12 protein-coding genes and 1 tRNA gene are annotated in these 11671 nt (G+C 61.3%); 11 read left to right on the top strand and 2 right to left on the bottom strand.

All coding sequences use genetic code 11. The annotated features are described in order from the left end of the window. Positions 1–19: 19 nt before the first annotated feature. Positions 20–1234: a glycoside hydrolase family 27 protein gene (locus PQU94_RS05430; RefSeq protein WP_272740478.1), complete on the top strand. Its 1215-nt coding sequence runs from the start codon at positions 20–22 to the stop codon at positions 1232–1234. Between the two features lie 23 nt (positions 1235–1257). On the opposite strand, the gene PQU94_RS05425 is transcribed toward PQU94_RS05430, so the two are convergent. Continuing rightward, positions 1258–2025: a helix-turn-helix transcriptional regulator gene (locus PQU94_RS05425; protein ID WP_272740477.1), complete on the bottom strand. Its 768-nt coding sequence runs from the start codon at positions 2023–2025 to the stop codon at positions 1258–1260. A 176-nt stretch (positions 2026–2201) separates the two neighbouring features. On the opposite strand from PQU94_RS05425, the gene PQU94_RS05420 reads away from it, so the two are divergent. The 5 genes from PQU94_RS05420 to PQU94_RS05400 all read left to right on the top strand — a co-directional run bounded on the left by PQU94_RS05420 (position 2202) and on the right by PQU94_RS05400 (position 7662). Continuing rightward, positions 2202–3362 carry a thiolase domain-containing protein gene (locus PQU94_RS05420; protein ID WP_272740476.1) on the top strand — a complete coding sequence of 387 codons (1161 nt, stop codon included), beginning with the start codon at positions 2202–2204 and terminating at the stop codon, positions 3360–3362. Beyond that, positions 3359–4237 (top strand): methylisocitrate lyase, encoded by an 879-nt coding sequence (gene prpB / locus PQU94_RS05415; protein WP_272740475.1) that lies wholly within the window; start codon positions 3359–3361, stop codon positions 4235–4237. Before PQU94_RS05420 ends, prpB begins: the two co-directional genes overlap by 4 nt. Before the next feature lie 15 nt (positions 4238–4252). Continuing rightward, positions 4253–5428 (top strand): bifunctional 2-methylcitrate synthase/citrate synthase, encoded by a 1176-nt coding sequence (gene prpC, locus PQU94_RS05410; protein ID WP_272740474.1) that lies wholly within the window; start codon positions 4253–4255, stop codon positions 5426–5428. A 185-nt stretch (positions 5429–5613) separates the two neighbouring features. Then, complete coding sequence (locus PQU94_RS05405) at positions 5614–7065, top strand: bifunctional 2-methylcitrate dehydratase/aconitate hydratase (RefSeq protein ID WP_272740473.1); 1452 nt, start codon at positions 5614–5616, stop codon at positions 7063–7065. Between the two features lie 141 nt (positions 7066–7206). Continuing rightward, complete coding sequence (locus PQU94_RS05400) at positions 7207–7662, top strand: low affinity iron permease family protein (RefSeq protein ID WP_272740472.1); 456 nt, start codon at positions 7207–7209, stop codon at positions 7660–7662. Positions 7663–7863: 201 nt separating this feature from the next. Here the strand turns inward: PQU94_RS05400 and PQU94_RS05395 are convergent, their stop codons facing one another. Beyond that, the gene (locus PQU94_RS05395; RefSeq protein ID WP_272740471.1) at positions 7864–8451 is read right to left on the bottom strand and encodes a DUF4142 domain-containing protein; all 588 of its coding nucleotides are present in this window, start codon (positions 8449–8451) and stop codon (positions 7864–7866) included. A 230-nt stretch (positions 8452–8681) separates the two neighbouring features. On the opposite strand from PQU94_RS05395, the gene PQU94_RS05390 reads away from it, so the two are divergent. The 5 genes from PQU94_RS05390 to PQU94_RS05380 all read left to right on the top strand — a co-directional run bounded on the left by PQU94_RS05390 (position 8682) and on the right by PQU94_RS05380 (position 11666). Further along, complete coding sequence (locus tag PQU94_RS05390) at positions 8682–10220, top strand: PAS domain-containing hybrid sensor histidine kinase/response regulator (protein WP_272740470.1); 1539 nt, start codon at positions 8682–8684, stop codon at positions 10218–10220. 148 nt (positions 10221–10368) lie between these two features. Then, a tRNA-Lys gene (locus tag PQU94_RS05385) sits at positions 10369–10444 on the top strand. Between the two features lie 47 nt (positions 10445–10491). After that, positions 10492–10794, top strand: coding sequence for an Arm DNA-binding domain-containing protein (locus PQU94_RS18160; RefSeq protein WP_368407059.1), 303 nt, complete (start codon positions 10492–10494; stop codon positions 10792–10794). Between the two features lie 168 nt (positions 10795–10962). Continuing rightward, positions 10963–11343, top strand: coding sequence for a phage integrase central domain-containing protein (locus PQU94_RS18280; RefSeq protein WP_438263734.1), 381 nt, complete (start codon positions 10963–10965; stop codon positions 11341–11343). 8 nt (positions 11344–11351) lie between these two features. Then, positions 11352–11666 (top strand): UxaA family hydrolase, encoded by a 315-nt coding sequence (locus tag PQU94_RS05380; protein ID WP_272740469.1) that lies wholly within the window; start codon positions 11352–11354, stop codon positions 11664–11666. The last annotated feature ends 5 nt before the right edge of the window (positions 11667–11671 follow it).

Raw genomic sequence — 11671 nt, 5'->3', positions numbered from 1 at the left:
ACAATAGAGGGAGCTGAAAATGAAAACGACCGCCTGGTTGCTGGCCGCTGGCCTGAGTGTGGGGCTGTGTATGGGGGGCGGTGTGGTCACCGCACAGGCGCACGAGACTCTGAAGCTGGAGGCCCCCAAGCCCAATCTGCTGCCCGCCCCGCCGATGGGGTGGAATTCCTGGAACAAATACGCCTGCAATATCACTGAGGACGTCGTGCGCAAGCAGGCCGATGCCATGGCGGCGTCGGGCCTCAAGGACGCGGGCTATCAGTATATCGTCATCGACGATTGCTGGCAGAAAAGCCGCGATGCCGACGGCAATATTCAGGTCGATCTGGAGCGCTTTCCGTCTGGCATGAAGGCCCTGATCGACTATGTCCATAGCAAGGGGCTGAAGTTCGGCCTCTATTCCGACGCGGGTTCGCTGACCTGCGGCGGCCGTCCGGGTAGTGCCGGGCATGAGTTTCAGGACGCCCGCCAATACGCCCGATGGGGCGTCGATTATCTGAAATACGACTGGTGCTACACGGGCACGCGCGATGCCGAAGCGGCCTATACGATCATGGCCAAGGCGCTGCGTGAATCCGGGCGCGATATCGTCCTGTCGATCTGCGAGTGGGGCGACAACTATCCGCAGCGCTGGGCCGCGCCCATCGGCCATCTGTGGCGCACCACCGGCGACATCTATGACGCCTGGGAGGGGAAGAAGGGCTATTCGATCGGCATGGTCAACATCCTCGACAAGCAGCTGGACCTGTGGCGCTATTCCGGCCCGAACCGCTGGAACGATCCCGACATGCTCGAAGTCGGCAATGGCGGCATGACGAGTACCGAATACGAATCGCATTTCTCGCTGTGGGCCATGCTGGCCGCGCCGCTGATCGCCGGTAACGACCTGTCCGCTATGGACGCCGACACTCTGCGCATCCTGACCAATAAAGACGTCATCGCTATCGATCAGGACCCGCTGGGGCAGCAGGCCAATCGCATCTGGAAAGAGGGCGACCTCGAAATCTGGGCGCGTCCGCTGAAAGGCGGCGATCAGGCGGTGGTGCTGTTTAACCGCGGGGCCGCGCCAGCGGAGATGAGCGTCACCTGGGAACAGCTCAACCTGCCGGCCGGTCTGAAGGTTCAGGTCAAGGACCTGTGGTCCAAAAAGGTCACGAAGAACGTCAAGGCACGCTTTGGCGGCACCGTGGCGTCGCACGGCGTGATCATGGTGCGGCTGACACCGATGGTTTGATCACGCGTTTGTGAATAACGGGTTCAGGCGGTTTCGCCCTCGGTTTCATCGGACATGCTGCCAAAACCTGTCACCATGTTGCGATTGGACTGTTCCGGCATCATCACCTCGCCCTCGCGCAGCGTGTCGCGCCACGCCTTAAGCAACGCGGCGCGGCGGCGCGGGAAGGGGATGTCGAGCGGCTTCCAGCTCAGTATGCGTTCGGTGCGGAAGTGCCGAAAGGCCTGCTTCAGTTCGCACCACACCACCAGTATGCGCAGGTGGTCGAAGAAGCCGAGCGCTATGGGCCAGACGGTGCGTTCGCTGACCGTGCCCTTCAGGTCAATATAGCTCATATACACACAGCGTTCCGAACGGATGGCCGTTCGGATCAGGGCCGGGTCGATATGGGCTTCGGGCACGGCCAGACCGCGCCCGACCAGCAGGCCGCGCTGCGTAAGGTCGTCACGCATGGCGGCGGGCAGGTGCGAGCTTAAGGCCTGAATCAGGCTTTGCGCCGCTTCGCCGAGACGCGGTTCGGCGCGATCGGCGACCCACAAGGCCCCGGTGATCAGGGCTTCGATCTCTTCCGGCGACAGCATCAGCGGCGGCAGGCGATAGGCCGGTTTCAGTACATAGCCGATGCCCGGCGCGCCTTCGATAGGAGCCCCTTGTGCCTGCAAGGCGGTGATGTCGCGGTACAGCGTGCGTAGCGACGTCCCCAGCCGAGCGGACAGGGCGCGTCCGCTGATGGGGGCGCTGTGTTCGCGCAAGGCTTCGAGCAGGGCGGCGTGACGATCGGCGGTCTTCATGCGGCGAGTCTAACATACTGCCAAAAAATTGCAGCATGTATCGGTGAACGGGTGATGTTTCAGTCCCGAAAACGTGTCCGGCGCCTGCATTGACTCCCGTTGCGGCAAGGGTTTACGCCTTGTTGCATCAGCATCCGACGCAGAAGCGGTTGCGACCTAAAAAGGGAGCCCACACCATGCACGCAGCGGCCATTGTCGGCTGGGGTCATACGCCGTTCGGACGGCTGGACCTGTCGCTCGAAGCGCTCATTCAGACGGCGGCGCGTGAGGCGCTCAGTGACGCCGGGATCAGCGGGGCCGACGTCGATGCGGTGTTTCTGGGCCTCTACAATGCCGGTCTGACGCCCGACGGTTTTTGCGCCTCCATGGTGCTGGGGGCCGATGAGGGCCTGCGCTATACACCCGCCACGCGGCTGGAAAATGCCTGCGCGTCGGGATCGGCAGCGCTCTATGCGGCGATGGACGCCATTGCCTCGGGGCGTATAAACACGGCGCTGGTCGTCGGGGCCGAAAAAATGACGGCGCTCGACGGGGCGGGCGTCACCCGCGCTCTAGGGGCCGCCAGCTATCAGGCCGAAGAGGCCGGCCTTTCCTTTCCCGACATCTTTGCCCGCTTTGCCCGCGCCTATGGCGAACGCTACGGCGATCCGACCCTGGCCATGGCGCATATCGCCGCCAAGAACCACGCCGCCGCGATGAATAACCCGCTGGCGCAGCTCAAAAAGCCGCTGTCGGTCGAGTTCTGCGCCACGGTGTCCGAAAAGAACCCGCTGATTTCCGACCCGCTGAAAATGACCGATTGTTCGCTGGTGTCGGACGGGGCGGCGGCCATCGTCCTGACCCGCGCCGACCGGGCCAGTGATTTCCGCCGCGCCGTCGGGTTCCGCGCGTCGGTTCAGGTCAATGACCTGCTGCCCTTGTCGGCCAAGGACATGACCGACTTTACCGGCCCGCGTCTGGCCTTTGAGCGCGCCTATGCGCAGGCCGGCGTCTCGGTGTCTGACCTCAGCTTTGCCGAGGTCCACGACTGTTTCACCATCGCCGAGCTTCTGGTCGCCGAGGCCATGGGGCTGGCCCCCAAAGGGCAGGGGGCAGACTTTATCATCGCCGGAGGCACCGGTCGTCAGGGGCGGTGCCCCACCAACATGTCCGGCGGTCTGAAGGCCAAGGGCCATCCGGTCGGGGCGACGGGCGTTTCCATGCACGTCATGGCCGCGCGGCAACTGTGTGGTGAGGCGGGTGAGATGCAACTGCCTGACCCAAAGCTGGGTCTGGCCTTCAATATGGGCGGCGGTGCGGTCGCCAACTATGTGAGTATTCTGGAGAGACTGACATGACCTCACCCGGTGCCCGATTTCGTGCGGCGCTCAAGGCCGAAAGCCCGTTGCAGGTCATCGGCGCGATCAATGCCAACCACGCGCTTTTGGCCAGACGCGCCGGTTACCGCGCCCTCTATCTGAGCGGCGGGGGCGTGGCAGCGGGGTCTCTGGGGGTGCCCGATCTGGGGATCAGCGGCCTTGAGGATGTGCTGATCGACGTGCGGCGCATCACCGATGTGTGCGACCTGCCGCTGATGGTCGATATCGACACGGGCTTTGGCCCCTCGGCCTTCAATATTGAGCGCACGGTCAAGGCCCTGATCAAGGCGGGGGCCGCCGCCTGCCATATCGAGGATCAGGTAGGGGCGAAGCGTTGCGGCCACCGGCCGGGCAAGGAGATCGTGTCGGTCGCGGAAATGGTTGATCGCGTCAGGGCCGCCGCCAGTGCCAAAACCGATCCGGACTTCTTCCTGATTGCCCGCACCGATGCCATTGCCGTGGACGGGGTCGATGCGGCGATTGAGCGGGCGCTGGCCTGCGTCGAAGCCGGGGCGGACGGGATTTTTGCCGAAGCCGCCTATGACCTCGACACCTATCGCCGCTTTACCGCCGCCGTAAAGGTGCCGGTGCTGGCCAATATCACCGAGTTTGGCAAGACTCCGCTGTTTACGCGCGAGGAACTGGCCTCTGCCGGGGTGGCCATTCAGCTCTATCCGCTGTCGGCCTTCCGCGCCATGAACAAGGCCGCCGAGACCGTCTATGAGGCCATCCGCCGCGACGGCCATCAGAAGACTGTGCTCGACCTGATGCAGACGCGCGACGAGCTGTATCAGCGCATCGACTATTACGAATACGAACACCGCCTCGATGCGATGTTCAATAAAAACAAATAACCGGAGGGAACACCCATGAATGCCGTAACGGACCTGCCCAGGGGTGAGGCGACGACCGCCTTCAAACCCAAAAAGTCGGTCGCCCTGTCGGGTATGGCGGCCGGCAATACCGCCCTGTGCACAGTGGGGCGCACGGGGAATGATCTGGCCTATCGCGGCTACGATATTCTCGACCTGGCCCAGACGTGCGAGTTCGAGGAGGTGGCGTACCTGCTGGTGCACGGCAGCCTGCCGACCGTTTCGGAGTTGGCGGCCTATAAGAGCAAGCTGCGCGCCTTGCGCGGTCTGCCGGTCAGCCTGAAGTCGGTGCTGGAGCAGATACCGCCTTCTGCGCACCCGATGGATGTGATGCGCACCGGCGTGTCGCTGCTGGGTTGCCTCGCTCCGGAAAAGGACGACCACAATGCGCCTTCGGCCCGGGACATCGCCGACAAGCTGATGGCGTCTCTGGGGTCGATGCTGCTCTACTGGTTTCACTACAGCCACAATGGCAAGCGGATTGAGGTCGAGACGGACGACGACTCCATTGGCGGGCACTTCCTACACCTGCTACACGGTGAAAAGCCGCGCGAGAGCTGGGTGAAGGCGATGCATATTTCGCTGATCCTCTATGCCGAGCACGAATTTAACGCTTCGACCTTTGCCGGGCGCGTGATCGCCGGGACGGGTTCGGACATGTATTCGTGCATTGCCGGGGCCATTGGCGCGCTGCGCGGGCCCAAGCACGGCGGGGCCAATGAGGTGGCCTTTGAAATCCAGAAGCGCTACGCCACCCCGGACGAGGCCGAGGCCGACATCCGCGCCCGCGTCGAACGTAAAGAGGTGGTGATCGGCTTTGGCCACCCGGTCTATACGGTCTCCGACCCGCGCAATGTGGTGATCAAACAGGTCGCCCACGACCTTAGCGTCGAGCAGGGTTCGTTGAAAATGTACGCCATCGCCGAGCGGCTGGAGCGCGTGATGTGGGAGGTCAAAAAGATGTTCCCCAATCTCGACTGGTTCTCCGCCGTCTCCTACCACCGCATGGGGGTGCCGACGGCCATGTTCACGCCGCTGTTTGCCATTGCGCGCACCGCCGGCTGGTCGGCGCACGTGATTGAGCAGCGCATTGACGGCAAGATCATCCGCCCCAGCGCCAACTACACCGGCCCCGAAGACCGCGCCTTCGCGAAGATCGAAGACCGGCAATAACCTCCTCCCTGTCGCGTAGCGATGGGGAGGTGACTGCGAACGAAGTGAGCAGACGGAGGGGGATAACACCCCAAAATCCAGCGCACTCGATCTTCCCAGTCAGCCCCCGTCACCGCTTCGTAGTCTGGCACTGGCCACCCGGCCCTCCCCATCGCGGCGCGACAAGGGAGAAGAAAGAAGAAACCATGTCCACACATATCCCCAATATCCGCCCTGAGCCCGACAGCGTGTTTGTCGATATCGCCGACTACGTGCTGAACTACAAAATCCACTCCGACCTCGCCTATGAGACGGCGCGCAACTGCCTGATCGACACGCTGGGCTGCGGGCTGGAGGCGCTGGACTATCCCGCCTGCACCAAGCTTTTGGGGCCCATCGTGCCGGGCACCACCGTGCCTAATGGCGCCAGGGTGCCGGGCACACAGTTTCAGCTCGATCCCGTACAGGCGGCCTTCAATATCGGCGCGATGATCCGCTGGCTCGATTTCAACGACACCTGGCTGGCAGCGGAATGGGGGCACCCGTCCGACAATCTGGGCGGCATCCTTGCCGTTGCCGACTGGATATCGCGCAATCGCGTGGCGGCGGGCAAGGCACCGCTGACCATGCACGACGTCCTGACCGCCATGATCAAGGCGCACGAGATTCAGGGCGTGCTGGCGCTGGACAACAGCTTCAATAGCGTCGGCCTCGACCACGTCATCCTCGTCAAGGTCGCCTCGACGGCGGTGGTGGCCGGGATGCTCGGCCTGACGCGCGATGAGATCATCGACGCCGTGTCGCTGGCCTTTGTCGATGGGCAGAGCTTGCGCACCTATCGCCACGCCCCCAATACCGGCTCGCGCAAATCGTGGGCGGCGGGCGACGCCACCAGCCGCGCCGTGCGGCTGGCTTTGATGGTGCAGAAGGGTGAGATGGGCTACCCCTCGGCCCTGACCGCGCCGGTGTGGGGCTTCTACGACGTCTCCTTCAAGGGCAAGCCGTTCAGCTTCCAGCGCCCCTACGGCAGCTATGTGATGGAGCACGTGCTGTTCAAGATCAGCTACCCGGCGGAGTTCCATTCGCAGACCGCGGTCGAAGCCGCCATGCGCGTGCATCAGGAACTGCGGGCCAAGGGCGTGTCGCCAGACGACATCGCGCGCATCGACGTGCGCACCCATGAGGCCTGCGTGCGCATCATCGACAAGAAGGGGCCGCTGCATAACCCGGCTGACCGCGACCACTGCATCCAGTACATGATGGCCGTGCCCATCCTGTTCGGGCGTCTGACGGCGGCGGATTATGAGGACGAGGTGGCGCAGGATGCGCGCATCGACGCCCTGCGCGACAAGATTATCTGCACCGAAGACCCGCAGTTCACCAAAGACTATCACGACCCGGAGAAGCGCTCGATCGCCAATGCGGTGACCGTCACGCTTAACGACGGCACGGTGTGGGAAGAGATCGTGGTCGAATACCCGATCGGTCACAAACGCCGTCGCAAGGAAGGCATCCCGTTGCTGGAGGCCAAGTTCCGCACCAATCTCAACCGCCGCTTCCCCAAAAAGCAGCAGAAGGCCATTTTCGACCTCAGCCTCGATCAGCAGGCGCTGGAAGCCACGCCGGTGCATGAGTACGTCGATATGTATGTGATCTGACGCGGGAATTGTATCTTTATGCCTCTGGGCCCAGCCTGTCCGTCTTTGTTTTTATCGCGCATTTGTTCCCGAAACGGAGTTCGGCGAAGCCAAAACCGCTGCACACTTTTCGGAATGCGCTTTCAAAGAGCTGGTAAGGCTATGTCACAAGACGCTGAAAACGCCCATAAAAAGGGCTGGTTCGTCTGCTTCGCGCAAAACGCAGCGGTGGCGACGGGCAGCCCCTGGGCTTTCGGACTGGCGGTTGCGGTGGTGGGGCTGTGGATCGTCACCGGCCCGCTGTTCAAATTCTCCGACACCTGGCAACTGGTCATCAATACGGGCACGACCATCATCACTTTTCTGATGGTGTTTCTGATCCAGAACACGCAGAACCGCGACGCCCGCATCATGCAACTCAAGCTGGACGAACTGATCCGCGCGGCGTCGAAGGCCAATACCGCCTACATCGACATGGAAAACATGAGCGAAAAGGAACTGGCCGAGCTTCAGAAGCATTATGAAGCTCTGGCCAAAAAGGCGCGCGATAAGGGCGATCACAAAGCCGCCGAAGCTCACTCGGAAGCGGGCGCCAAGGCCGCGCAGGTGCTGGGCTGAGGGGCTGCCCTTTGCGGTTTAAATAATACCAACGGCCGAAGATGCTGACCGCATCCGGCCGTTGAAGAAACGAGGCTATCTCATATGTGTCAGTGACACGAGACATTCTCGAATGGAATACCAAGAGTCATTTTCAATGACCCTTGGTATAAAACGCCGCCCCGTGAGGGGCGGCGTTCTTCATTGCCGGTGAAAGTCCGATCAATACTTTTCGTCGAGCTTTTCGATATCCGCCTTATGCATCTTGAGCGTCGGCAGGGTCTTGGCGGCAAAGTCCTTGACCGGGCCGGCCTGACCGTCCTTCGCTTCCTTTTCGAACAGGTCGATTGTCTTGTCGTGCGCCTTTTGCTGGGCGTCGATATATTTGGCGTCGAAGTCCTCAGCCGAGGCGTTCTTCAGATCGTTCAGCATGTCTTGGTGCTCGGAATCGAGCCCTTCGGCAGGCGGCGTCAGACCGGCGGCGGTGATGGCGGCCTTCAGTTCGGTGGCGGCCTTGGTATGGTCGGTCACCATCTTCTGCGCAAAGGCCTTCAGATCGGCCTTCTTGGTACGCTCGATCGCCAACTTGCTCGACTCGATCTCAAACACACCGGCGACGGTGGCGCGACCGGCAAAGTCGATATTTTCCGAAGCGCTGGATGAGGCGCTTTCAAAGACACTCGACGAGCTTTCCGAAGCGTTTTCGGCGCGCTCTTCGGCGGCGTTTTCCTGCGGTGAACCACAGGCGGCCAGCGGCAGGACAAGCACGCCGGCAAGCGTGGCGGCGGCAAAGGCTTTCTTAGAAAACATCAGTCTCTCCAATATGATAACAGAACCGTGATAGGTCAGGACGGTATCAGCGCGGATGTAAGAAGGATGCGCCGCTTTTACGACAACACATGAAAAAGCCATAAAGCGCGTATGGTCCCAAGATCGTATTGTCCGGTTATCGGCTTTATGGTTAGCATCGCCGCGATAGCAGATTCCCGCAGCACAGGCGCTCAATGGACACTGGCGGCCTAACCCCCGGAGGCCCGGTTTTGCCGGACGACTCCCTCTCCGAGGCGCAGCACAAAAGCGCGCTTCTGGCGGCGATTGTCGCCTCGTCGGACGATGCCATCGTCTCCAAGACGCTGGACGGCATTATCACCACCTGGAATGCCGGGGCCGAGCGGATATTTGGCTACACAGCGGCCGAGGCGGTGGGGCAGCACATTACCCTCATCATCCCGCCGGACATGCACGACGAGGAATACGTCATCATCGGCAAGGTGCGCAGCGGTCAGCGCGTCGAACATTTTGAAACCGTGCGCCGCACCAAGTCCGGGGAGATGATCAACATTTCTCTAACCGTGTCGCCGGTGCGCGACGAAAGCGGGCGCATCATCGGCGCGTCGAAGATCGCCCGCGACATTACACGCCAGAAGGCCATCGAAGCTCAACTGGCCGAAGCCAACCGCCGCCGCGACGAATTCATGGCCAATATGAGCCACGAACTGCGCACCCCGATGAACGCGGTCATCGGGCTGGCCCATATCCTTAGCCTGTCCCCCAACCTGTCGGCGCGCGAGCAGCACTATGTCGGCGTCCTGAGACAAAGTGGGGAAAACCTGCTGCATCTGATCAACAATCTGCTGGATGTCTCCAAGATTGAAGCCGGGGCCATAGAGCTGGAGATGCGCGACTTCAGCCTGCCCGAACTGATCGAACAGACGGTAGCTGCGCCGCGCGCCCGTGCCGAAGACAAGGGCGTGGCGTTCGGGGTCATTTTCGGGCCGGACCTGCGCGAATATTATTGCGGAGATGCCCTGCGGGTGCAGCAGATACTGGCCAATCTGCTGGCCAATGCCGTCAAATTTACCGATACGGGACGCATAGACCTGAGGGTGTCGGCTGCTGAGGTGGATGAGGCCGAGGCGCGCCTGCGGTTCGAAGTGATGGATACCGGTATCGGGGTTACGCCGGACAAGCTGGAGACGATCTTCGAGAAGTTTACCCAGGGCGATGCCTCCATGACGCGGCGCTATGGCGGTACGGGGCTGGGCCTGTCGATCGGACGCGCGCTGGCCGAGCGCATGGGGGGCACACTCACCGCCACCAGCACGCCGGGGCAGGGGGCAATCTTTACGGCCGAATTGCCGCTGAGGTACGATCCCGCGCGTCCGCAGGGTCTGGCGGTTGCCGAACAGCACGCCGCCGAACGGCGTCAGGTGCTGATCGTCGAAGACTACGAACCCAATATCGTGGTGGTGTCCACGCTGCTGGAGCAGATGGGGTTGAACTACGACGTGGCGCGCACCGGCGCCGAAGCCCTGCGCCGCGCCGAAATGAGCGCCTATGACCTGATCCTGATGGACATTCAGATGCCCGGCATGGACGGCTTTGAAAGCACACGTCGCATCCGGCAGATGGAAACGCAGCGCGACCTGCCCGCCACGCCGGTGGTGGCCATGACCGCGCATGTGCTCGATTCCGACCGCCGCCGCTGCTTCGAAGCGGGCATGACGGGCTTCATCCCCAAACCCTTCGAACCGCAGACCTTTATGCAGGTGGTGGGCGACGCCATCGCCGCCGCCTGACCTATGCTGTGAGGAGGCGGTTTCGACCGTCCACAGGCTTTCTGCGCAAAAAGCAAAATTAGCGCTTGCAAGGGCGGAAAAAATTCGTATGTTCCGCCCCTCACCGTCGGGGCTCTCCAACAGCCTCACCTTGAAAGCGGTGTGAAGTGGGTGTGTAGCTCAGTTGGTAGAGCAGCTGACTCTTAATCAGCGGGTCCACGGTTCGAGTCCGTGCTCACCCACCATTCCTCCTTCCGCCAGCGTCCGGCGAAGTTGAAAAAATCCTTAAAATATGGTATGTTATCGGTGTGCTCATCCGAGATCATCCGCTTGTGTCCGCCGTTATCCGGGCAAATTGGGGGTATTTCTGGGGGTACGCGGTAAACTCCAATTTTGCGATACCCCCCAAATGGCGCTCACAGACTCCGCGATCCGTTCGGCGAGGCCAAAGGCCAAGCCCTACAAGCTCTCAGACGGCGAGGGCATGTTTCTGCTGGTGACGACCTCCGGCGGAAAGCTGTGGCGATTGAAATATCGCTTCTCCGGGCAAGAGCGGTTGCTGGCTAATCGGGCAGTATCCTATCGTCGGTCTTAAAGACGCGCGGAAACGACGAGACGAGGGGACCCCTTAGCTGAAGGCATTGACCCTTACTTGAGCAAAAAGCGCAAGGCTGTCGCCGCCGCCATTCAGGCCAGTAATACGTTCAAATTTGTCGCGCTGGAGCTTTGTGACAAGCTCAAGCGCAAGGGTGTGATCTAGGCGATGAAGGTGAGAAACGACCGATGCATAAAGCATTTAGAGCCTGATCTGGGTAATCACCCTGTTTCGGAGATTGAACCCTATGAAGTCCTCAATACCCTGAAGAAGTTCGAGCGCAGGGGCATTTACGAGACCGTAAACCGGCTCAAGGCATTTGCGGCGCGCGTCTTTCGGTATGCTATCGTGACTGGGCGCGCGAAGGTAAACCCCGCAGCCGACATTAGCGAGGGGCTGGTAAAGCCTAAAACCAAACATATGGTGGCGATCATCGATCCCAAGCGCTCGGAGAGTGAGCGAGGTTTGGCGATTACGAGTGTGAATTGGTCTGATATGTCGTTGACATGTCAGATATCTATTAATATCAGTGTCAGTCATCTACGGTGAGGCAAGATATGAGCGCACATCGGGCGGGCCCCCTGATTTTACTGCACGCTTCTGACAATGTAGCGGTGTGCCGCGCGGCGATAGCGGCGGGCAGCGTGGTGACGGTAGGTGCTGAGGCTTTGTCGATTACCGAGGCCATTGAGGTGGGTCACAAGGTCGCCGTGCGCGATCTGAAGGCCGGGGACAAGATCTTCAAATACGGCGCGCCCATCGGCTCGATGACCAAAGACACGCCCAAGGGTGGCCACGTCCACATGCACAATATGAAAAGCGACTATATCTCGTCCCACACCCGCGAAGCCTCCGGAGGTGCACATGCTTAAGGGCT

It is taken from the genome of Asticcacaulis currens, from assembly GCF_028550395.1.
GTDB classification, from domain to species: Bacteria; Pseudomonadota; Alphaproteobacteria; order Caulobacterales; family Caulobacteraceae; genus Asticcacaulis; species Asticcacaulis currens.
This window is presented reverse-complemented; position numbering and strand designations above follow the sequence as displayed.

Bases quoted from the DNA above. Each gene is read 5' to 3' on its own strand.
- PQU94_RS05395 (WP_272740471.1), bottom strand. From the start codon at position 8,451: ATGTTTTCTAAGAAAGCCTTTGCCGCCGCCACGCTTGCCGGCGTGCTT.
- prpB (WP_272740475.1), top strand. From the start codon at position 3,359: ATGACCTCACCCGGTGCCCGATTTCGTGCGGCGCTCAAGGCCGAAAGC.
- PQU94_RS05400 (WP_272740472.1), top strand. From the start codon at position 7,207: ATGTCACAAGACGCTGAAAACGCCCATAAAAAGGGCTGGTTCGTCTGC.
- PQU94_RS18160 (WP_368407059.1), top strand. From the start codon at position 10,492: ATGGTATGTTATCGGTGTGCTCATCCGAGATCATCCGCTTGTGTCCGC.
- PQU94_RS05405 (WP_272740473.1), top strand. From the start codon at position 5,614: ATGTCCACACATATCCCCAATATCCGCCCTGAGCCCGACAGCGTGTTT.
- PQU94_RS05425 (WP_272740477.1), bottom strand. From the start codon at position 2,025: ATGAAGACCGCCGATCGTCACGCCGCCCTGCTCGAAGCCTTGCGCGAA.
- PQU94_RS05380 (WP_272740469.1), top strand. From the start codon at position 11,352: ATGAGCGCACATCGGGCGGGCCCCCTGATTTTACTGCACGCTTCTGAC.
- prpC (WP_272740474.1), top strand. From the start codon at position 4,253: ATGAATGCCGTAACGGACCTGCCCAGGGGTGAGGCGACGACCGCCTTC.
- PQU94_RS05420 (WP_272740476.1), top strand. From the start codon at position 2,202: ATGCACGCAGCGGCCATTGTCGGCTGGGGTCATACGCCGTTCGGACGG.
- PQU94_RS18280 (WP_438263734.1), top strand. From the start codon at position 10,963: ATGAAGGTGAGAAACGACCGATGCATAAAGCATTTAGAGCCTGATCTG.
- PQU94_RS05430 (WP_272740478.1), top strand. From the start codon at position 20: ATGAAAACGACCGCCTGGTTGCTGGCCGCTGGCCTGAGTGTGGGGCTG.